The following is a 20,133-nucleotide window of genomic DNA, read 5'->3' as shown; positions in this document are numbered from 1 at the left end:
CGCTTTCAAGTCTGAAAAAATATCCGCCGGACGTTGAAACCCGCCAAGAAGAACATCCTGACGTTCTTCAGGCACTGGATTACCAATACCGTCAGTGAGTCGTTGAACTCGACAATTCAGGCAATCAAGAAAACGGTCATGGGCTTCCGCAATCGAGGGCATTTCAAGATCGCAGTCTATTTTCATTGCGTTGGCCGGAATTTTGCCTTAATGTGATTTTTCCTTCAGGGCCGTGTCACAACGGCTCCTCCGGCACGTCAATTGAGATTGGCGCTCAGGTTTCTCCGGCCTGTCGGTCTAGCGCTTCGTCGAGGATCTCGGCCGTATGGCGGACCTCGATATCGGCGCCGGCCGAGCGACAGGCGCCCCGGATCTGGAGCAGGCAGCCGGGGCAGTCAAGGGCCACAAGACCGGCGCCCGTCGCCCGGATGGCTTCCAGTTTGTCGGCGGCCAGGGCCTGAGAGATTTCGGGATGGGAGGCGGAGAAAAGCCCGGCAAATCCGCAGCAGGCGTCGGGTTCGGATATCTCGACAAGCGGCTTCCCGAGAGCCCACTCCACGATCTCACGCGATTCCCCGGATGCTCCGAGGACATGCTTGTGGTGGCAGGAGTCGTGATAAGTCGCGGTTTTTTGTCCGATGCCGCCGCCCCGGCTTTGGATGGACGCCAAAGCCTCCGCTTCGAAGCGGGCCAGAAACCGGCTGAAAGGCATCACGCGGCCCGCAAGAGCCTCGGCCTTTTCGGACGGCGCGGCTGACGGGCCGATCTCGGCCAGCATCGTCGTGCAGGTCGGGCAGAGCGTGACAACAGTCCCCTCCTCAGGCATATCTTTCAGCGCTTTTCTGAATGTCTTCGCCGCCGCCGTCGTGTGGCCGGCGTTGGTCTGGGGAAAGCCACAGCAGGAAACCGGCCCCAACCGGACGTCGTATCCCAGCTTTTCAAGCACACGGGCCGCGGCCAGGCCGACTTCGGGATAAGCCTGTTCGATCAGGCATCCGGGAAAAATAACGACCGTGCCTTTGGTTGATTTCGACTCCCGCGACACCTCAAAAATCGCAGACAGCGGCTTTCGGGCCGGGGCGGGCAAGGCGCGTCCGCGGTCAAAGCGGCCCAGCCCGAGGGGAAAATTTCGGGCAAAGCCTTTTTTCGAAACAACCGGCCGCGCAACCCGGGCCAGCCCGAAGGCCGCCCGCGAAACTCCCGGACGGCCCATGACGCCGTCGAGGGCCACGCGCTTCCAGAACGCCTGGCCGGTCTCATCCACAAGCCTCTCCTTGAGCGCCCGAACCAGCGCCGCAATCGGAATCTTCGTCGAGCAGACGGCGTCACAGCGGTGACATCCAAGACACATATCGGTCATCTTTTTCGAGGCCTCGAGGCCGTGGATCCAGGCCGTGAGCAGACTGCCGATGCCTCCCATGTAGATATGGGCGAATTCCTTCCCTCCAGCCTGGAGATAGACGGGGCAGACATTGAGGCAGGCCGAACACTTGATGCAGCGGAGGACGTCGCGGAAAACGGGATCTTCGCGGAGGGCGCTCCGATTGTTGTCGAGAAGAATGACGTAGGCATGCTCCCGCTGTGGGCCGGCGAGAAAAGACACGTAGCTCGTCATGATCTGTCCGGTCGCACTCCGGGTCAGGATGCGGAGGAGGAGCAGCGCGTCTTCGACCGTGGGAACGATCTTTTCGATGCTGGCCAGGACGATATGCACGGGCGGAACGTTCGAACACAGCCGGCCGTTTCCCTCGTTGGTGACGAGCATCGTCGCGCCGCTTTCGGCGATGAGGGCGTTGGCCCCGGTCAGTCCGGCCCCGGCCTCGAAAATCTCCCGCCGCAACTCCTCGCGGGCTGTGCGGACGAGGGCGGGGATGTCCTCGGACATCTCACGGCCGAGACGACGCTCGAAGATCCCGGCGACATCGCCCCGGGTCATGTGAATGGCCGGCATGACCATGTGGCTGGGACATTCTCCGGCCAACTGGACGATCCACTCGCCGAGATCGGTCTCCCGGGGCCGGTATCCCCATTCCTCGAGAGCCGCGTTGAGCCGAGTCTCCTCGCTGACCATGGACTTGCTCTTGACGACGGTTCTCGCCTTGTGTTCCTTCAGGATATCCCGGATGAGGGCGTTGGCGTCGTCGCCGCTTGCGGCCCGCAACACTCGGGCGCCCCGGGCCGTTGCACGCCGCTCGAAGGCGTCAAGGAGGACCGGCATATCCCTGACGGCGGCATCCTTCACGGCGGCCAGCCGGTCGCGGAGCGCCTCGAAGTCCAGCCCGGCGAAAGCGGCCTCGCGCTTGGCTTTGTAGCCCTCGGCAAACGAGCGCAGGACCGCCCTGAGGCGAGGGTCGGGGAACTCTTTCTTTCTGCGGTTCATTCCTTTCCATCCAAGAGATAAATCTCGACGCGGGAGGGGCCATGGACGCCCAGTGTCAGCAGGCATTCGATATCGGCCGTCCGGCTCGGGCCGGTGACGAAGAAGGCACCCCGGGGTTCGTTTCCGTCCTCCTCAAAACAAGCTTTCAAAGCGGGCGCGAGATCTTCGGGGACAACCACGATCGCTCTGGCATCGACAAAGCAGAAACAATGTGGCGGCAGCATCCAGGCGTTGTTTTCAAAGGCATCGCTCCCGAATCGGACGAGGGTCCCCGTCTCCGCGATCCCGTAATCGGCTCTCACGACGGAGGCCGCGGCTCGAAGCCACTCCTCCGGTGTTTCCGGCCGCACGGCCGCAATTCCGGCGCCTCGCGCCGCATCGAAGAGATCCCCGGCACAGACGACAGGGCCTTCGATCTTCTCCGTATCCAGGATCCGGCGCACATCTTGAAGAGCGGCCGCTTCATCCGCCGCAGCCCGCACCTCCGCTCCCGCCACAACGGCCTTCTCGACAAACAAGGCGTCCGGCCGCCGCCCGTCCTTCACCATTTTTTCGCCTTGGCCGGCTCCATTTTCCGGAGATCCAGCCCGCGCTCGAAGGCGCCGATCCGGATCAGGCAGATCTCGCGAAGCGACGATGGATGGTGGAGGACTTCGGAGAGCGACTGCCCGCCGACCGCCCAGACTCCCCCGCCGCGGACAACGACCATCTTGTAATCATGAAGAAGCCGCACGAGATCCTCGACGTCGAACCGGGGCGGCAGAATGGGGATCACAAGGTAGAGAAAGGCCCCTTCGGCATCGAGCGGAATGATGCGATCGGACGGCTCGCTCTCTCCGGGATAGATAAAATGCGCCGCCGCCTCGGCCTCGGGGACGTAACAGTGAAGAACGGTCTGGAAATCGCTCCGGGCGTAGATGGCCTTGTGCATGGCGATCTCGGCCGTGTCACCGTCGCGGGCGTCGATGGGGAGGCGGAGAAGCGGGCCGCCGATATCCCTCGGCATGGAGGCCTTGGGGGCATAGAGCATGTCGGCGACACCGCGGACCGAGGCGCTTCCCGTGTGAAAGGGAGAAAGCCGCGACTCGAAGATCCGGGCGCCCGTTTTCCGGAACTCCCTGATGAGCTCCTCTTCGCCGGGAAAATCGCAGCAATCGTCGCCCTCGACCTCATAGCCGGAAGGAAGGTCCGCGAAGCAGGCCGCCGGATCCGCGCCGATCCGCCGTCGCAGCTCCTCGACATCGGCCCCGATCTTCCAGAGGAGCTGGACGATAGTGCCGGAGTTGTTGGCGACGCAGAGGCGGAAAAAGGCCTCGGCCAGAGTCCGGCCGCGGGCCACGGCGCCGTGGGCGTAAATGACCGTGAGCGGCCGCGACAACAGTCTTTCCGGAACGACGCGCGTCATCTCGACCGATCCGCTGGGGACGGCGAACCAGTCGACCGGAATCTCCCGGCCCAGGTGGGCGTAGCCGAGGGGATCGACCGGCCGGAAAGGCGGCGGCTCGGACGGCTTGGGGACGTCGTCGAGCGTAGCCAGAACCAGGTCCTTGACGTGGGCGTGCATGGAGGCCCGCACGCCCGGCGCGGACAGGATCCGGACGTGGATGTCGGTTTCGGACGAGGCCTTGTAGTAGCCGTAGTCGGTCGTGTCGGGAGACAGGATGCAGATTCCGCTTTCATCGAGATCGCCCTTCTGCGACCCCGTGGCCGTGATGGCGATCCGGTCCCGGCCGGAGGCGTCCGTCCAGCGCACGGCCATGTTTCCGCTGTGGCTGTTCTGGATGTCGTGGTTGAGCGAGGCGCGGCCGATCTTCTGAAAAACGGGCAGGAGGTCGGCTGCGGCCTTCCAGCGCGGGTCGCGGGTCATCTTTTCCTCCCCATGATGCGAAGAGCGGCAAGCGTTTTGGGAGTCGGCCGGCCTTCGGCGTCCCAGCCCCGCGCCTTGTAATAATCGGCCTTCATCGCTTCCATGTCTTCGCGGCTGACGCGGCGTTCCTTTCCCGCAACGAGGATGGGCTCGTCGGCAAACCGAGGCGGGAGGTCATCGTCAGCCGAAGTCGCCCCCGCCTCGCAGTTGAAGAGCCTTTCCAGCGAAGCGATGCGGTTTGCAGCCTCTTCGAGTTCGGACACGGAGACGCGACGGCCAAGGACGCCGCCGAGCATGCGGGCCCAGGGGTCGACGGAGAAGGCATAGCCCGTGAAACGGCAGATCCCCAGGCTGTCCTGGATGATGCCGATATTCTGCATGTTGCGGATTGCGATCGGCGACTGAAGCCGGCTGAACCGGGGGATCTCCCGCGCGCCGCCGAAAAAGGCCAGCGACACGGCATAACCGCCGCGGAGATGGCAGGCGCCGGAGGGCGACGTGGCATAGCCGAGGGCCTGGGTGTAGGATGCCCGCGGATCGTAGGCCGGGATTTCGAGCCGCTTGACGGTCATGGAGAGATCGGGTCGACCGCAGGATTCGGCCAGGCGGTGGGAGCCCTCGGCGAGCTTCGCGCCGAGGCCTTGGCGAAGCGCCGTCATTCGGACAAGGTTTTCCAGGGCTTCGGCGGACCCGAAACGAAGGGCTTGGTTTGGGTCGGGGACGGAATCAAGAAGGCCGTTCTCGCTGAGCTCCATGGCGCAGGCCAGCGTGCCGCCGTAACTGATCGTGTCCAGGCCGAGCTCGTTGCAGCGATAATTGGCCCGGGTTATCGCTTCGAGGTCGTAGATATCGCAGACCGGCCCCATGAGAACGACGGTTTCGTACTCGGGACCCTCGCCTTTTTGTTCGCATCCGTTCCGCCCGGGAACTCGGGTGTGGCGCTGGCAGCCGATGGGGCAGAGCCTGCATCCCCCGGCCCGCTCGAGAATCGTCCGGGCCAGGGTCTCCCCGGAGATCCTGGCGACGTCCTCTTCCCTATGGACACAGTCCTGGAAATTCCGGCGGGGCAGCATGTCGATGAGGTTGATGAGCTCGACGAGACCGGCCGTGCCGAGTTCGCGCAGGATACGCTTGGTGACCGGGGCCTGCTTCAGGAGATCGCGGGCCTGGTTGTAGCCGGATGCGTAGGCTTCGGCGTCGCGGAGGGTGGTTTTTTCCGCGCCCGCGACCCGAATCGCCTTGAGATTCTTCGCGCCGAATACGGCCCCTGCACCGCCGCGGCCGTAGACGCGGTTCCGGTCGTTGACCACGGCGGCGAAGCGGACCCGGTTTTCACCGGCCGGCCCGATGCAGAGGGTTTTGAGCGGCTTGCCGGGCTCGGCCTCGCTTTCCAGGAGCGCCGTCGTTTCGTGGACGTCTTTTCCCCAGATGTGGGAGGCCGGGCGAAGTCCGGCCTTCCCCGGCCGGATGTCCAGCATGACGGGGGCGGGCGATGCGCCGCGGATGACAAGGGCGTCGTATCCCGAGGCCTTGAAGGCGGCGCCCCAGGTTCCGCCGGAATTCGACGTCCCCATGACGCCGGTGAGAGGCGACTTGAAGACCATGTGGCCCCGGCCGGCCGTGGGGGCGTTCGTGCCGATGAGAGGGGATGCGGCGATGACCAGGACATTGTCCGGACTGAGGGGATCGCAGGCCGGGTCGACCGCGTCATAGAAGATGCGCGCGGCCATGCCGCGTCCGCCCAAGTAATCGGCGGCGAAATCGGGATCGAGGGCCTTTTCGACGACATCCCCCTTCGTGAGGTCTACGTCCAGAATTTTCCCGTGGAAGCCGGGGACGGAGGAAAAGGACATGTCGATCAATCTCTCCTCAACCCCGTGTCGCGAATCCATGCCCGCTTGCCGACGCGACAGCTTGCTCCGGAATACTCCCTGTGCCCGGCGGAAGTCTCCAAGCTAAAGAAAAAGCAACCGGGAAACGACATTCCCGTACTGCATGATTTAAACATGGCATCAGCTTTCTTCCGAACGGCTCAAGCTCACAATATCAAGAAATTACAATAGCAAAAGACCCAGGACGGCACAAGCGCGCCGAAGTCGAGAGGAGGTCAATCTCACACAATCACAACACGAGATAAAAGCCGCTAAAAAGAATGTTTAGATCGATTTCTTTAAAAAACGGGCGCGAAAAAATATTGAAAAAATTCTTGATAAACCAACGCATTCCCTGTATAGTGAAGCCTGCATCAGGAGAGGTTCGACCCCTCGGGGTCGGGCCCGGCAACCTGGGACGGACAACCGAGGTGCTTTCCCGTCGCAAGACGGGGATGTGGTCGCGAAAGCGCACGCGGCAACCAATTGTCCAGCGCGGAAACCCGCTCTCCTGATCGAGGAAGCGGGTTTTTTTGTTGCCCTAAGCGCGCCCCGGTCTCCCGCCTTGCGGGACCTCCCAGGAAGATATCGAGTTACGAGGAGGTCTTTTTATGAGCAAGGAATTTCTTTTCACATCGGAATCCGTATCCGAGGGCCATCCCGACAAAATGGCCGACCAGGTTTCGGATGCCGTCCTGGACGCCATTTTCGCCGAGGATCCCTACGCGAAAGTCGCCTGCGAAACCCTGCTGACGGAAAATCTGGCCGTCGTGGCCGGCGAGCTGCGGACGGATGCGACCATCCCCTACGAGGACGTCGTCCGCGGCTGCATCCAAGATATCGGCTACACCGATCCGGCTTACGGCCTGGACGGCGGAAGCTGCCGGGTTCTTCTTCGGCTCGGCCGTCAATCCGATAACATCGCCATGGGCGTCGACCGGGAAGAGGGCGAAATCGGCGCCGGAGACCAGGGCCTGATGTTCGGATATGCGACGACGGAAACACCCGAGCTCATGCCCCTGCCGATCGCGATGTCCCACAGGCTCGTCGAGCGCCAGGCCGCGGTCAGAAAGTCCGGAAGGCTTCCCTGGCTCCGTCCCGACGCGAAATCCCAGGTCACCGTCCGCTACTCCGGAGGCCGTCCCGTCGAGATCGCCAAGGTCGTTCTTTCCACGCAGCACGGCCCTGAAGTCTCCAACGCCGAGATTCGTGACGCCGTGATCGCCGAGATCATTGAACCGGTCATTTCCCCGCGATGGCGGGCGGCCGATATCCAATATCTCATCAACCCGACCGGCCGTTTCGAAATCGGCGGTCCTAAGGGAGACACCGGCCTGACCGGCCGGAAGATCATCGTCGACACCTACGGCGGCTCATGCCCCCACGGGGGCGGCGCCTTCTCAGGCAAAGACCCGACCAAGGTCGACCGGTCGGCGACCTACATGGCTCGCTACATCGCCAAGAACGTCGTGGCCGCCGGACTGTCCGACCAGTGCACGGTTCAGCTTGCCTATGCCATCGGGGTCGTCGAGCCGGTGTCGCTGATGATCAATATGAATGGGAGAGGCCGCTTTTCGGAAAAGGCCGTTGAGGAGGCCGTCCGCAGGATCTTCAAGGTTACGCCGCGCGGCATCATCGACATGCTCGACCTGAGGCGGCCGATCTACCGCAAAACGGCGGCTTACGGCCACTTCGGCCGCGAACTCCCGGAATTCACTTGGGAGAACCGCGACCGGGTTGATGCGCTTCGGGACTGGTTCGGCATCAAGGCCGACGCCGAGGCGGTGATCCCGCAGGCGATCTAACGAAATCGACAGGGAGATTTCAGCGGCGGATCTTCATCTTCAGATCTTCGCTCAGGGTATCGATCACCAGGCGTTCCGCCCGGGCACGGATATTCTGGATCCATAGGGCCACCGCAGGTTCGCGGACAGCCGGGATTTCATACCCAAGCTCAAAAGACTCCTGAAGACCAGCGATCCTGACCCGGCGGCGCCCCCAAGTCTTTGTGACCTGGAGATTCCGGTCATGGATGACCTACAGCCAGGCCTGGGTCGAACGGATATTCATGATCCCTGAAAAACGGGCGGCGATCTTGCTGTGGGGCAGGCAGCCGGCAATGGAGCGGAGCGGCCGATCCGGCCGAATCCGCTCGATCAGCGATATGAAGGGGGCAGCATTTTCCCGCATCCCCAGGTTGAACCTTGTTAAGATGACATGGGTATAGGGAAGCACAGGAGATGAGCCCCTCCCTAAAACTGCAACCCCAGCCCCAAGCCCGCCTTAAGGCCGCCCAGGTCCGCCTCGATGTCGCCGGGTATGACCCGGCACACGCTGTAGCTCGCCTGGACGTCCAGGAAAAGCGGGCCGGCAATCATAACCTGAACGCCGGCCTTCCCGATGAATCCGAGGCCGCCATCCTCGACCTTTCCGATGGGGTTTTCCTCCTTGTAGAGGACATACCCGACGCCGGCGCCGACATAAGGACTGATGCGGGACAAGTTCATCTTGTACTGAAGCCCGCCAAAGATGGGAATGAGCTGAAGGGTCGTAGACTCTTCGGTAAACGTCAGCACGCCGGATTTGTTGAAATAGCTCCCTCCGGCCCAGAGGCTCAAGCCTCCCGAAATTTTCAGGGAGATTTCTCCGCCATAAACAACGCCACCGTCGTAGATGTCCTTGAAAACAGCCTCCGAAGGAATGAAATAGGCGCCCCGGGCCTGGATCGAAAAAGTATCTGACGCCGCCGGCGCCGAGACCACAAGCAGAAGACATACGCAGAAAGCGAACTTGAGAATCGCAGTTTTTGCGAGCATTTTAATTGTCGTCGTCATTGGGTATATCCTTTCATTCGCTCATCGGAATATGCCCGAAGCCTCCCCAGCATCCCGATCACCTGAGCCGGTGGCGGTGACTCGTCACAGGCATTTCTGATCCTGCCTGCGTTTCGCCGCCGGAAACCGAAAACATCCGGCCGGATGCAGCCTGGAGACTGCGGCCGCCGTCCCAGGGTTTTCAAAGCCGGGACATCACCAAAGACACTATCGGTCTTGCTGTGTCATGTCAAGAGCGAGTCACATTATCATAGCTTTTTAAACTTCAAAATATCGTGCGATTTTGTTCAACCTCGATTTTTTTACTATAATAAGTGTATATATCCAGGAATCAGCTTCGGGATTGCGCATGACAATGTCGGACAGCAAAAAGATCGCAACAGTGAGCGGCGACCGCATCACCCTCCCTCCCCGCCTTGTCGTCCGCGATATTTCGGCGCTCTACACTGAACTCAGCGAAATCCTCGGCGGCAAGCGCTCCAGGCGCCCCTCCAGCCCCACCTCCGGCCCCGGCCCCCACCCCGCCTCCCAACCCACCTCCATCGATTTCAGCCGGGTCGAGGAATTCGACACCTCGGCCCTCGCTTTCATGCGCCTTTTCCGGGCAAAGCATCCGGAAATCGCCTTCGAAAACGTCAGCTCCGAACTTGATTCGGCCTTCGCCGCCTACGCGTCCCACGCATCCGCCGACTTCGACTCATCCGCAGCCAAGCCCACCCATCTCGGCCTTCTGGAAAAGACCGGCCTCTCCACCCTCCGCGCCTTCGAAAGCGCCCGCAAATTCCTGTCGCTCATGGCCGACGTCCTCCATCACACCATCGGCTATCTCACATCCCGCCGCGGCGTCTACCCCGGCGAAACCTGGAACCAGCTCTATTTCATGGCCTACCGCTCCTACCCCATCGTCTGTTCGATGATCTTCCTCGTCGGGGTCACCATCTCCCTGACGGCGGCCGTTCAGCTCAAGATGTTCGGCGCCGACATCTTCCTGGCCGATCTTGTCGGCATCGCCATGATCCGGGAACTCGTCCCGATGATGGCCGGCATCATCCTGGCCGGTAAGGTGGGCGCGGCCATCACGGCCGAAATCGCGACCATGAACGTCCTCGAAGAAGTCGACGCCCTGAAAACGATGGGCATCTCCCCGGAGAGATTTCTCATGGTTCCGCGGATTCTGGCTATCACCCTGGCCGTGCCGTTTCTCGTGGCCCTGGCCAACATCTTCGGCATCCTCGGAGGCATGCTCGTCGGCCATTTCCAGCTCGGCATCCCGCCCGAGACGTTCTACCGCCAGATGATGATGGCCGTCTTCCTGCGGGACGTCGTGATCGCCCTCGTGAAAACGATCGTCTTCGGCTGGACGATCGTCCTGGCCAGCGGCTTCAAGGGATTCTTCGTCGGCCGGAGCGCGGGCGAGGTCGGCCGGGCCACGACGGAATCCGTCGTCTTGTCCATCACGCTCATCATTCTCATCGACTGCCTCTTCGCCGTCATTTTTTACATGTGACCGCCATGGAGATCATCACCGCACAAAACCTCGACATCGGGTTCAACGGCGTCCCCGTCGTCCGGGGCATCGACTTCGCCGCCGCCGAGGGCGAAATCACCGTTATCCTCGGAACAAGCGGCAGCGGCAAGTCCACGCTTCTCAAAACCCTTGTCGGGCTGATCCCGCCTCTCGCCGGGGACATCTTTTACCGCGGCAACCGCGTCGACACGGCCTCTGAAGCCAGCTCCCGCGCCCTCTACGAAAGAATCGGCGTTCTCTTCCAGGACGGCGCCCTCCTGAATTCCATGTCCCTCTATGAAAACGTCGCCCTGCCGCTCCGGATGAGCGGGCGGCGCTTCCCCGAAGACATCACCCGGGACATGGTTCTGACGCGCCTCGACCAGGTCGGGCTGGCCCAAAGCGCGGCCAAAAGCCCGGCCGAACTCTCCGGCGGGATGCGGAAAAGGGGCGCCCTGGCCCGGGCCCTCATTCTCGATCCGGACGTCGTCTTCTGCGACGAACCCTCGGCCGGCCTCGATCCGGTGACATCGACCGATCTCGACGCCCTGCTCATCGACCTCAAGACGAAGCTCGGCAAGACCCTCGTCGTCGTGACTCACGAACTTCGCTCCATCGACCGGATCGCCGACCGGGCCGTCGTGCTGAACGAAGGGCGCCTCCATTTCCAGGGATCCCTGGCCGACATTCAGGAATCGCCGGATCCCTTCATCCGGACATTTTTTCTCAGAAAGGACGACCGCCATGACTAAAGAACAAAACGTCCGCCTGGGCGTCTTCATTCTCGTTGCGACCGCCGCGATTCTGGTTGTCCTGGCGGTCTTTCTCGTTCCAAAAATCAGGGAGGAGGGCGAGGCCTACTTCGTCAATTTCAAGGACATGTCGGTGGGCGGCCTCTTCCCGGGCTCGCCGGTCAAATACCAGGGCGTGGATATCGGCAAGGTGACGCGGATCCACGTCAACCCCGAGGACCTGAATTCCATTCTCGTCGATGTTCGCATCCGCAGGGACTTCTCCGTCAAGCAGGACATGCGGGCCGCCCTCGTCTATATCGGCATCACCGGGATGCGCAGCGTCGAGCTTTCGGGCGGAAGCGCCGCCTCTCCCGAACTCAAGCCCCGGGGCGAGATCGAAATGGCCCGCGGCCTGGGCGAAAAGGCCGAGGACATCGTGGCCAACATCGACTCCGCCGTCCGGAGCATCAACGCCCTGCTGAACGAGGACAACCAGGAAAAAATCGCTCTCTTTCTGAAAAACGTCGAGCTGAGCTCCGGCGTCCTGTCCTCCGTCCTCACCGACCGGAAGGACAACCTCGAGGCGTCGATCGCCGATATCGCCGCGGCCTCGGCCGAGTTCACCCGCGTCGCCGCAAACCTCGGCAAAATAACCGACGACATGGGAAAGGTGACCGGAGTTCTCGAATCCGGAACCGAGGAAGTTCTGGCCAACCTGACCCGGAGGCTTTCGGACGAGGAAATGGGCCAAGTGTTGTCAAATCTGGAAACGTTCGTCGCCACGGGGAACTCCAGCCTCAAGAAAATCGAATCCGTCCTCCTGTATCAGCAGGAGGAGCTCAACCGGATGTTTGCAAGCCTCGGCGAATCGCTGGAAAACCTGTCCCGGTTTTCCCGCGAACTGACCCAGGACCCGACGATCTTCCTCAGGCTGAGAAAGGAAAAGAAGAAATGAGAAAACTTGCCGTCTGTATCGCCGCCGTCGCCGTTCTTTGGGGTTGCATGTCGTCGCCCGTCCGCAGGTTTTACCAGATCCAGCTCACCGGAAACCGGGCCGAGGGGCTGCAGCCGATTCAACGGACACTCCGCGTGGATCCCGTCTCCGTCGACGACCTTTACGACGACTTCCGGATCCTCTACCGCGTCTCCCCCTTCGAAGTCAACTTCTATTCCTACGGCTTCTGGGCCGACAAGCCCGGCAAGCTCGTCGGCGACGCCATAAGCCACTACCTGGCCGGACACAATCTCTTCGCCGGCGTGACCCGGACCGTCACGGGGCCCGATCCCGATATCGTCCTCAAGTCCCGGATCCATGTCATCGAGGAAATCGACGAGCCGGATTTCTGGCACGGCCGGCTGGCCATGAGTCTCGAATTCCTGGAGTATCCTTCGGACCTTGCACTCCACACTCACACTTTCGACAGGACGGAAAAACTTCCGGGCAAGGATGTCGCCCATCTGCCCGCCGTGATCTCGCAAATTCTCGAGGAGGAACTGGCTCGGGCCGTGAGCGCCCTGGCCCGGAAAATCGTCGATCCGCCGGACCGCTGATTATCGCCCGGTCCCGTCTACTCCTCGCATGCCATGGTGTCCTTGAGGAGATGGCAGATTCCCGCAACCTGCTTCAGCTCCAGGACGAAAGCCACGCCCGTTCCCGGATTGCCCAGATCTCCGGCTTCCAGGATCGCCGCCAGAACGCTGTCGGTCCGGACCCGGGGAACGGCCGTCAGGATGATTTCCTTTTCCGGCTCGATGGGGATGCCGAGCATGGTTTTGGTGTCGTGAATCCCCGTGCCGCGGCCGAAGATGATGGTTCCCCCCTCGGCGCCGGCCGCCTTTGAGGCCTTGAGAATGCGTTCGGAAACGCCTTTAGGGACGATGGTGATGATCAGATCGAATGGAGGTTTCATGATGTTTTCCCCTTTCTCCTCGCATAAAAAAGTCCGAGGAGCATCATCGAAAGAATGGGCGCCAGGGCGACGAGGGCAATAAGGCCGAACCCGTCCAGGACGGGATGCCGGTTGTCCAGAGCGGAGGCCGTGCCCACGGCCAGAGCCATGACGAAGGTCACGGTCATCGGACCCGTGGCCACGCCTCCCGAATCGAAGGCGATGGAGATGAACGTCCGGTCCGAGAACGGCAGCATGGCCAGAGCCGCCGCATACCCGGGGACGACGATCCAATAGAGCGAAAGACCTGTCAGAATGCGGAACATGCCGACGGCCGTAAAAACGGCCACGCCGATCGAAAGGGCCAGAACGATGACCCGAGTCGGGATGGCCCCTGTCGAGGCCTTCTCGACCTCATGGCCGAGGATGCGGACGGCCGGTTCGGCGGCCGTCGCGGCGAACCCGAGACAAAACCCGATCGGGATGAGAATCCATTTTTGATCGAGGCCGCCCAGGGCAAGGCCCATGGCCTCGCCGACGGGCAGAAATCCGGTCTTGACGCCCTGAAGGAACAAAATCAGGCCGACAAAGGTCAGCCCGACCCCTTGAATCACCTTGACCAGGGCTTCGCGCGGCAGTTTCAGATAGACGACCTGGAACACGGCGAAAAACACGACAAGCGGGATCAAAGCCGTCAGGACTTCGAGAACGATGTCTCCGGCGTTCAGAAATTCGAGGATCATGTTCATCCGTGAAATATCCCCAGAAGCATGACGCCGATCACCGGACCGATCGAGGCGATCCCCACGATTCCGAAGCCGTCGGCCAGGGCCGACTTGCCGCCCAGGACGGAGACGACGCCGATACCAAGCGACAGGATGAAGGGCACGGTTACGGGGCCGGTCGTCACACCTCCGGCGTCAAAGGCCACGGGAACGAAGTTGGGAGGGACGAAAATGGACAAGATCAGGACCACGGCATAGCCCACAGCCAGGATCCAGGCGATGGGAATGCCGAGAATGACGCGCAGCATGGCCAGACTGACCGAAATGCCGACGCCCAGAGCGACGGTCAGGACGAGAACGCCCCGGCCGATGTCGCCGCCGGATACATAATCCACTTGGTAGGCCAGAACGCGGACGTCGGGCTCGGCCACGGTGGCCGCAAAGGCCAGGGCGAAAGCCAGAACCAGCAGGATTCCGAAGGACACCCGTTTCGGCAACTCGGCCCCGATGGCCTGCCCCATCGGGAGAAGGCCCATGCGGACGCCTTTCAAGAACAGAAGAAGTCCGGCCATGACCATGACCGCGCCGATGAGAAAACGGACGACAATCGCGAGAGGCATGGCGAGGACCGCAATCTGAAGGACGAGGACGAGCGCGGCGAGCGGCAGAACGGCCTGCAGCGTCTCGTGCAGAATCTCCTTCATGGATCGGTGTTTCCATCGGGCGGTTTGGGGCCCGGTTTTCTCCGGCGACGGCGGCGGACCGGACGCGGCGCCGACGGCCTGACCTCGGCGAAAAGCCGATCGAACGACTCGCCGTCTTCCGGGAGCCGGCTTTTTTCGAACAGGAAACACAGCCGGGCGGCCGGTTGGAAATGGGCCCTGTTTCTGAGGGAGGCCCGCATCCGTCCGGTGCGGAGAGCCCGGTGCAGGGCCGCTGCTATGGACAGAATCTGGACGGCGCCGGCCCGCATCGTCCGGGGGATTGTGGCACCCGTTTGGGCTTCCATCAGCGCCTCGTTGAGTACGGCCACCACATCTCCGGCGGCTCCCGTGACACGGGGTTCAAGCCAGGGCTGGAACAACAGAGCGTGCATTTCTTCGAGCGAAAACGGCCGCCCCGCCGCGGCCTCCCGTGCCGCAACGGCCAGAAGCGCACGCAGCCGGGCGAAGAGCGCGGAATCGGCTTCGTAGGCCTCTCCGGCCTTGCCCAGAACATAGCGAAGAAGTCCCCAGTTGCGGAGGGCATCGAAGACGGGCGGAAAAGCGGTCTTGAGATCCTTGTTCAGCTCCTCATAAAGACGGGCGCCGGAGCATCCGGTAAGGAGCGGGCGAAAACCGGGAATGGCCAGGGCCGTCGCCTCGTCGATATCAAAACCGATACGGGCGGCGTGGCGGACGACGCGCCAGACGCGCACGGGATCCTCGGCGAACCTTTCGCCGGGGTCGCCGATGACGCGGATCCTGCGGCCGGCGATGTCTTCGAGACCGCCGACATAATCGATGACGCTGAAATCGGCGATGTTGTAAAACAGGGCGTTGATCGTGACGTCCCGGCGGAAGGCATCCTCGCGGGGTGTGCCGTAAATGTCGGGAGCGGCAGGTGGACCGGGGGACGACGGCGCCTCGGCCGATGCGGGCGATTCGGACGACTCGGGCGAATCAACAGCATTTTCGCAGCCGTTGTCGGCAGGCGGAAGCGGCGTCTTGCGGAAGGTCGCGACTTCGATGACCTTGCCGCCCTGGAACCGGACATGAGCCAGCCGGAAGCGCCGTCCGATCAGAAAAGCGTTGGCGAAACGCTTGCGGATCTGTCCCGGCCGGGCATCGGTGACAATGTCGAAATCCTTGGGAGTGCGGCCCAGCATCAGGTCGCGGACGGCCCCGCCGCAGAGATAGGCCGTAAAGCCCAGCCGGTGGAGGCGGTTCAAAACCTTGAGAGCGTCATGATCGATGTCCCGCCGCGAGATCGGATGTTCGGCCCGTCTCAAGACAACGGGTTCATCCGGCGGCCGGCGAAAGGATGGGTTGTCTTCCATGCGCACGGTTTTAGAGCCGGGAATATCCCGCTTGGTCAATCAGAGTTTTACAGAACAACATTTCGGCGGACTTTTCAATATTGGGAAATCGGGAGATCTTTGAAACGTCACAATCTTCAAAAAATAAAGCATCAACACGCATCAAGATAAACCAACGCCGCCGCGAAGTCAATTTGAAGTTGGGCCGAGCCGCGGCGAGTGCGTGTCAGCGCCCCGACGGGGGGCGCGGCTTTCGCCCGCGGTCGCCGCCGGAGCGGGATTGCGGACGCCGGGAAGGGCCGTCGTCGCGCCGCCTGTTCCAGGGGCGATTTTCGAGGCTGCGGTCCGTTGCGAAAAGGCTCAAGTCCGCCTCGACTTCGGGAATTTTCATGTTGATGAATTTTTCGATCGCCGCCAGCCGGTCCTCCGTCTTCTCGCTGGCCAGGGAGACGGCCTTTCCGGATTGACCGGCCCGGGCCGTCCGGCCGATGCGGTGAACGTAGTTTTCATAATCCTCGGGCAGGTCGTAATTGACGACCATCTCCAGCCCGTCGATGTGGAGCCCGCGGGCTGCGACGTCGGTGGCCACCAGGATGGCGAATTTCCCGGCCTTGAAATCGTCCATGATCTTCAGCCTCTGGACCTGGGACAGGTCGCCCGTGAGATGACGCGTCCGGAAGCCGTTCGCGGCCAGATCCCGGGCTACATTGGCCGCCGAATGCTTCATGTTGGTGAAGATGAGGACGGTTTGCGGCTTGCGGGCCTGGAGAAGGCCGATCAGCAGGTTCATCTTGATGTGGCTCTTCACGCGGTAGAACTCCTGGTCGATGGTGTCGACCGTTATCTGCTTCGGCGTGACCGAGATGAACTCCGGCTGGTCCATGTATTCATAAGCGAGCCGCCGGGCCAGGGTGTTCAGCGTGGCGCTGAACAGCATGGTTTGCCGTTCGCCCGGAGGCGGCATCCGCTTGAGCAGGCGGCGGATATCCGGGAGAAATCCCATATCGAAGAGGCGGTCGGCCTCGTCGATGATCAGAATGCCGACTTCCCTGAGATTCAGAATGCCGCGCGATGCAAGATCCAGAAGGCGGCCGGGTGTACCCACGACGACATCCAGGCCCTTATTGAGTTTGTTGGTCTGGTCGGAAAGGCTCACGCCGCCGAAAATGCTGGCAATCGAAAAATTCATGTGGCCGTTCAGCGATTGCGCTTCTTCCTCGATCTGGACGGCAAGCTCCCGGGTCGGGGCGATGACGAGCGCCTTGGTCCCGGGGGGGAGGTCGCCCGAGAGAAGCTGTTCGAAGATCGCGATCAGGAAGGCCGCCGTTTTCCCCGTTCCCGTCTGCGACTGGACGGCGACGTCCAATCCCTGGAGAGCGATGGGAAGCGTGCGCGCCTGAACATCGGTCAGTTGTGTGTAGCCGCGGTCGGCGATGCCGCGCCGCAGGCGTTCGTCAAGTTTCAATTCGTCAAAATTCATATCGTTACCTTATTTCATAAAATTCATCACAGGGGAATGAAATCCAGGAGGGGCTAAACACTTCTACCCATTACAATTCCATCAAGTGAATAAGAAAGTATTATACTCTTTCAGAGCCTGTACAGCAAGCAAAAAGCCATTCCCCTTTAAACTTTGAATCTTGACTTTTTTGATGAATGTATTTACTGTTATTACATATGGCCTTTGGCGCTGAGAATTGAGGAGATCGCGATGAAAATCCGGGAACTCAAAGTCACCCGAATCGGCAACTCCCGCGGAGTCCGGCTGCCGGCTTCATCCCTGAAACGCTATGACGTCGGTTCATCCGTGATTATGGAGGAACGGACCGAAGGCATCCTTCTCCGGCCTGTAGGAGACGCGACAGTCAAGCTCGGATGGGAAGACACCGCACGGGAAATGGCAGGGTCGGGAGAAGATTGGAGCGAATGGGACACAACTGTCGGAGACGGACTCGACTTGCTGCCTTGGGATCCTTCGAAGAAACCCCGGGTCGAGGAACACAAAAGCCGTTACAAAACCAAACCGCAGCCGAGTCCGCAGGCTTTTTGGCGCTACGAAATCCGATGGGCGGCGCTCGACCCCTCGCGGGACTCGGAAATGGCAAAAACGCTGCCGGTTGTCATCATGAGCCTGAATGAAATGAACGCACGGCTCGGCACCGTAACCGTCTGTCCGTTGACCAGCCGGCTCCACCCGGCCTGGCGATGCCGGCTGTCCGTCAGCTGCATGGAGCAGCCGGCTGAAATCGCGGTCGATCAGTTCCGGACCGTCAGCAAAGCCCGCCTGGGGTCGAAAATCGGCATGCTTTCCGACGATGAGGCCGCCCGCCTCCGGCGCCTCATCACCGAAATGTACGGAGAATAACCCCGGCGCCGGGGTTGTACGCGAGTCGAGGTTGCCGTGGCGGCGAGGCCGCGGCCTGCGAAGGCGTAGCAGGCCTACGTCGAGCAGGCTGCAACGAAGCCGACGCGGTAAGATCGGCTCGCCCGAAGGGTGAAAACGCTGTAATAAAGAGAGAGATAATAAAACAGCGTTTTCACGTACGACCCCGGCACCGGGGCTGTGCGCGAGTCGAGATTGCCGTACATGATTCGTCGGCTTCCGCTTTACGGGCTCGGGTGAATCCCTTCACAAGACGTGTCCGGGCCCCGGCGAGTCCCGTCCACTCCGGCTCCGGGTCTCGCTCTCCTCGACCTGCGGTCTCGGATCCGTGCCCGCTCGACCCTCCGACGGCTTGCTCCGGGATCCCCCCTGCGCCCCGCGGAAGCCTCCTTGCGAGGGATAATATGGTGCGACGCAGTCGGAATGGTGAGATCGGTTCCGGCTATTCCCAGCGGAAGAATTTGGCGGAGACAAAGACGCCGACGATCAGAATCCCGACCAGCACGCCGACCTCGACGAGATGGCGGCTCCACGGGTTTCCGAACCAGAGGCCCTGGAGCAGGGTGACGACATGGGTCATGGGCAGAGCCTTGTTGATCGTCCGGACGACGGGCGGGAACATCTCTTTGGGAAACGTGGCGCCCGACAGAAACAGGTTGGGGAAAAAGATCACCAGGCCCAGGATGTTGGCGACCCGGGAGGTCCGGGCCAGCCCGGCCAGGAGAAAGCCGGCCGCAAAAAAACTGAGGCAGCTCAGCGTAAAGGCCAGAAAAACGGATCCGGCTCGGCCGCTGAATTGCAGGTTGAAAACGATCCTGGCGGCGACGATCAGCAGTCCGGCCCCGACGAGCGTCATGGCGAAGTGGACGATGATCTGGGCCGCGATCACGGCCGCCGGACGGAGCGGCGTCGCCCGGTAGCGGCGCAGGATGCCCTTCTCCCGGTACCCGCTGACGACGACGGCGATGGACAGTAGCCCGGTCGAACCGATGATCATGGCCATGTAGGCCGGGGTGCTGACGTCGACGGTGCCTCTCCCTCCGAAGAAGGGGTTGGGCTTGTTTCCGTAGATCCCGCCGAAAAGAAAAAGGAGAAGAAGCGGAAAAACCAGCGTGAAGAAGAAGGCCTCCGGCTGCCGGAGGTAGAGCTTCATTTCCACCCAGGCCAGTTTCAGAAATCCCCGCACGATCTCACTCCCTCATCCGATCGCCCGTCATCGCCAGAAATACGTCCTCGAGGTTGGGATGCTCGGTGCGCAGGTTTCGGAATTTGACGCCCCGGCCGTCCAGGGCATTGACGACGGAACAGACCAACCGGTCGCCGCGGCCGCGGACGACGATCCGTCCGCCCGACATCTCGACGCCGCTTACGCCGGGAAGCTGCTCGAGGATCCCGGGATCGGCACCGTCTTCGACCGTGAAGATGACGCGGGTTTCGCCGCCGAGATTCTGGACCAGGTTTTCGGGGGTGTCGAGAGCGACGATCCGGCCGCGGTCGATGACCAGAACGCGGTCACAGAGCTGCTCGGCCTCCTCCATGAAGTGGGTGGTCAGGAAAACCGTTTTGCCCCGCTTCCGGATATCCCGAACGAGGTCCCAAATGGAGTGTCGCGCCTGGGGGTCAAGGCCCAGGATACGGATCGTCCCTCCGTCGGATGTCCGCAGCCCTTCCAGGCATTCGATGGTCGTCGTCTTTCCGGCCCCGTTGGGGCCGACCATGCCGAAGATCTCTCCTTCGGCCACCTCGAATCCGATGCCGTCGACGGCGCGAAAATCCCCGTAATCCTTGCAGAAGTCGCTTACGAAAATCGCCCTCTGGGTCATGGCCTCAACAGAGGACACTATACGCCAAAACCCCGGAAACTTTCAAAACGCCGCGTTCCTCTCTATTCAGAAAAAGCGATGATCGTTCTTTTGCAGACACCCG

At 61.7% G+C, this 20,133-nt stretch carries 20 protein-coding genes and 1 riboswitch; of the genes, 7 read left to right on the top strand and 13 right to left on the bottom strand.

What is annotated here, in order from left to right; genetic code table 11:
• The first annotated feature begins 21 nt into the window (after nt 1–21).
• Nucleotides 22–216, top strand: coding sequence for a transposase (locus tag SCM96_04620; GenBank protein ID MDW7759906.1), 195 nt, complete (start codon nt 22–24; stop codon nt 214–216).
• A 58-nt stretch (nt 217–274) separates the two neighbouring features.
• On the opposite strand, the gene SCM96_04615 is transcribed toward SCM96_04620, so the two are convergent.
• From SCM96_04615 to SCM96_04600, 4 genes are read right to left on the bottom strand one after another with little or no spacing between them, the layout of a single operon-like run.
• Entirely contained in the window at nt 275–2,380 is a 2,106-nt protein-coding gene (locus SCM96_04615; protein MDW7759905.1) for an LUD domain-containing protein, read from the bottom strand.
• On the bottom strand, nt 2,377–2,928 hold the full coding sequence (locus SCM96_04610) for an LUD domain-containing protein (protein ID MDW7759904.1): 552 nt from the start codon (nt 2,926–2,928) through the stop codon (nt 2,377–2,379). Before SCM96_04610 ends, SCM96_04615 begins: the two co-directional genes overlap by 4 nt.
• Nucleotides 2,922–4,247: a class II aldolase/adducin family protein gene (locus SCM96_04605; protein MDW7759903.1), complete on the bottom strand. Its 1,326-nt coding sequence runs from the start codon at nt 4,245–4,247 to the stop codon at nt 2,922–2,924. Before SCM96_04605 ends, SCM96_04610 begins: the two co-directional genes overlap by 7 nt.
• The gene (locus tag SCM96_04600) at nt 4,244–6,139 is read right to left on the bottom strand and encodes an aldehyde ferredoxin oxidoreductase family protein (GenBank protein MDW7759902.1); all 1,896 of its coding nucleotides are present in this window, start codon (nt 6,137–6,139) and stop codon (nt 4,244–4,246) included. Before SCM96_04600 ends, SCM96_04605 begins: the two co-directional genes overlap by 4 nt.
• A gap of 345 nt (nt 6,140–6,484) precedes the next feature.
• Nucleotides 6,485–6,614, top strand: a riboswitch (SAM-I-IV-variant riboswitch).
• 115 nt (nt 6,615–6,729) lie between these two features.
• On the opposite strand from SCM96_04600, the gene metK reads away from it, so the two are divergent.
• The gene (gene metK, locus SCM96_04595; protein ID MDW7759901.1) at nt 6,730–7,923 is read left to right on the top strand and encodes a methionine adenosyltransferase; all 1,194 of its coding nucleotides are present in this window, start codon (nt 6,730–6,732) and stop codon (nt 7,921–7,923) included.
• 232 nt (nt 7,924–8,155) lie between these two features.
• On the opposite strand, the gene SCM96_04590 is transcribed toward metK, so the two are convergent.
• Entirely contained in the window at nt 8,156–8,308 is a 153-nt protein-coding gene (locus tag SCM96_04590) for a hypothetical protein (GenBank protein MDW7759900.1), read from the bottom strand.
• A gap of 62 nt (nt 8,309–8,370) precedes the next feature.
• Entirely contained in the window at nt 8,371–8,952 is a 582-nt protein-coding gene (locus SCM96_04585) for an outer membrane beta-barrel protein (protein MDW7759899.1), read from the bottom strand.
• Between the two features lie 349 nt (nt 8,953–9,301).
• Here SCM96_04585 and SCM96_04580 point away from each other — a divergent pair, with 349 nt between their 5' ends.
• Genes SCM96_04580 through SCM96_04565 form a run of 4 tightly spaced genes read left to right on the top strand, consistent with a single transcriptional unit; the run spans nt 9,302 to nt 12,744 of the window.
• Nucleotides 9,302–10,459 (top strand): ABC transporter permease, encoded by a 1,158-nt coding sequence (locus SCM96_04580; protein ID MDW7759898.1) that lies wholly within the window; start codon nt 9,302–9,304, stop codon nt 10,457–10,459.
• Between the two features lie 5 nt (nt 10,460–10,464).
• Nucleotides 10,465–11,211 (top strand): ATP-binding cassette domain-containing protein, encoded by a 747-nt coding sequence (locus tag SCM96_04575; GenBank protein ID MDW7759897.1) that lies wholly within the window; start codon nt 10,465–10,467, stop codon nt 11,209–11,211.
• Entirely contained in the window at nt 11,204–12,148 is a 945-nt protein-coding gene (locus SCM96_04570; GenBank protein ID MDW7759896.1) for an MlaD family protein, read from the top strand. The genes SCM96_04575 and SCM96_04570 overlap by 8 nt, the downstream gene beginning before the upstream one ends.
• On the top strand, nt 12,145–12,744 hold the full coding sequence (locus tag SCM96_04565; protein MDW7759895.1) for an ABC-type transport auxiliary lipoprotein family protein: 600 nt from the start codon (nt 12,145–12,147) through the stop codon (nt 12,742–12,744). The genes SCM96_04570 and SCM96_04565 overlap by 4 nt, the downstream gene beginning before the upstream one ends.
• A 17-nt stretch (nt 12,745–12,761) precedes the next feature.
• Here SCM96_04565 and SCM96_04560 read toward each other — a convergent pair whose 3' ends face one another.
• The 5 genes from SCM96_04560 to SCM96_04540 form a co-directional block, all read right to left on the bottom strand.
• Complete coding sequence (locus SCM96_04560; GenBank protein ID MDW7759894.1) at nt 12,762–13,103, bottom strand: P-II family nitrogen regulator; 342 nt, start codon at nt 13,101–13,103, stop codon at nt 12,762–12,764.
• Entirely contained in the window at nt 13,100–13,831 is a 732-nt protein-coding gene (locus SCM96_04555; GenBank protein MDW7759893.1) for a DUF1538 domain-containing protein, read from the bottom strand. The genes SCM96_04560 and SCM96_04555 overlap by 4 nt, the downstream gene beginning before the upstream one ends.
• Complete coding sequence (locus SCM96_04550) at nt 13,828–14,511, bottom strand: DUF1538 domain-containing protein (GenBank protein ID MDW7759892.1); 684 nt, start codon at nt 14,509–14,511, stop codon at nt 13,828–13,830. The genes SCM96_04555 and SCM96_04550 overlap by 4 nt, the downstream gene beginning before the upstream one ends.
• Nucleotides 14,508–15,797 (bottom strand): poly(A) polymerase, encoded by a 1,290-nt coding sequence (locus SCM96_04545; protein MDW7759891.1) that lies wholly within the window; start codon nt 15,795–15,797, stop codon nt 14,508–14,510. Before SCM96_04545 ends, SCM96_04550 begins: the two co-directional genes overlap by 4 nt.
• Before the next feature lie 253 nt (nt 15,798–16,050).
• Nucleotides 16,051–17,304 carry a DEAD/DEAH box helicase gene (locus SCM96_04540; GenBank protein MDW7759890.1) on the bottom strand — a complete coding sequence of 418 codons (1,254 nt, stop codon included), beginning with the start codon at nt 17,302–17,304 and terminating at the stop codon, nt 16,051–16,053.
• Nucleotides 17,305–17,535: 231 nt separating this feature from the next.
• Between SCM96_04540 and SCM96_04535 the strand changes: the two genes are divergently transcribed.
• Nucleotides 17,536–18,189 carry a type II toxin-antitoxin system PemK/MazF family toxin gene (locus SCM96_04535; GenBank protein MDW7759889.1) on the top strand — a complete coding sequence of 218 codons (654 nt, stop codon included), beginning with the start codon at nt 17,536–17,538 and terminating at the stop codon, nt 18,187–18,189.
• A gap of 460 nt (nt 18,190–18,649) precedes the next feature.
• Here the strand turns inward: SCM96_04535 and SCM96_04530 are convergent, their stop codons facing one another.
• Both SCM96_04530 and SCM96_04525 read right to left on the bottom strand, forming a co-directional pair.
• The gene (locus SCM96_04530) at nt 18,650–19,393 is read right to left on the bottom strand and encodes an ABC transporter permease (protein ID MDW7759888.1); all 744 of its coding nucleotides are present in this window, start codon (nt 19,391–19,393) and stop codon (nt 18,650–18,652) included.
• 4 nt (nt 19,394–19,397) lie between these two features.
• A complete protein-coding gene (locus SCM96_04525) occupies nt 19,398–20,030 on the bottom strand; it encodes an ATP-binding cassette domain-containing protein (GenBank protein MDW7759887.1) in 633 nt (210 codons plus the stop codon).
• Nucleotides 20,031–20,133 lie beyond the last annotated feature (103 nt).

The sequence above is a fragment of the Acidobacteriota bacterium genome (genome assembly GCA_033549365.1).
In the GTDB taxonomy this organism is placed as follows: Bacteria; Acidobacteriota; Aminicenantia; order Aminicenantales; family Saccharicenantaceae; genus JAWSUF01.
Note: the sequence above shows the minus strand (reverse complement) of the source record. Positions and strands in the feature narration are given on the sequence as shown.

Bases quoted from the DNA above. Each gene is read 5' to 3' on its own strand.
- SCM96_04615 (MDW7759905.1), bottom strand. From the start codon at position 2,380: ATGAACCGCAGAAAGAAAGAGTTCCCCGACCCTCGCCTCAGGGCGGTC.
- SCM96_04550 (MDW7759892.1), bottom strand. From the start codon at position 14,511: ATGAAGGAGATTCTGCACGAGACGCTGCAGGCCGTTCTGCCGCTCGCC.
- SCM96_04580 (MDW7759898.1), top strand. From the start codon at position 9,302: ATGACAATGTCGGACAGCAAAAAGATCGCAACAGTGAGCGGCGACCGC.
- SCM96_04555 (MDW7759893.1), bottom strand. From the start codon at position 13,831: ATGAACATGATCCTCGAATTTCTGAACGCCGGAGACATCGTTCTCGAA.
- metK (MDW7759901.1), top strand. From the start codon at position 6,730: ATGAGCAAGGAATTTCTTTTCACATCGGAATCCGTATCCGAGGGCCAT.
- SCM96_04600 (MDW7759902.1), bottom strand. From the start codon at position 6,139: ATGGATTCGCGACACGGGGTTGAGGAGAGATTGATCGACATGTCCTTT.
- SCM96_04540 (MDW7759890.1), bottom strand. From the start codon at position 17,304: ATGAATTTTGACGAATTGAAACTTGACGAACGCCTGCGGCGCGGCATC.
- SCM96_04570 (MDW7759896.1), top strand. From the start codon at position 11,204: ATGACTAAAGAACAAAACGTCCGCCTGGGCGTCTTCATTCTCGTTGCG.
- SCM96_04525 (MDW7759887.1), bottom strand. From the start codon at position 20,030: ATGACCCAGAGGGCGATTTTCGTAAGCGACTTCTGCAAGGATTACGGG.
- SCM96_04535 (MDW7759889.1), top strand. From the start codon at position 17,536: ATGAAAATCCGGGAACTCAAAGTCACCCGAATCGGCAACTCCCGCGGA.
- SCM96_04585 (MDW7759899.1), bottom strand. From the start codon at position 8,952: ATGACGACGACAATTAAAATGCTCGCAAAAACTGCGATTCTCAAGTTC.
- SCM96_04575 (MDW7759897.1), top strand. From the start codon at position 10,465: ATGGAGATCATCACCGCACAAAACCTCGACATCGGGTTCAACGGCGTC.
- SCM96_04605 (MDW7759903.1), bottom strand. From the start codon at position 4,247: ATGACCCGCGACCCGCGCTGGAAGGCCGCAGCCGACCTCCTGCCCGTT.
- SCM96_04590 (MDW7759900.1), bottom strand. From the start codon at position 8,308: ATGCGGGAAAATGCTGCCCCCTTCATATCGCTGATCGAGCGGATTCGG.
- SCM96_04565 (MDW7759895.1), top strand. From the start codon at position 12,145: ATGAGAAAACTTGCCGTCTGTATCGCCGCCGTCGCCGTTCTTTGGGGT.
- SCM96_04610 (MDW7759904.1), bottom strand. From the start codon at position 2,928: ATGGTGAAGGACGGGCGGCGGCCGGACGCCTTGTTTGTCGAGAAGGCC.
- SCM96_04560 (MDW7759894.1), bottom strand. From the start codon at position 13,103: ATGAAACCTCCATTCGATCTGATCATCACCATCGTCCCTAAAGGCGTT.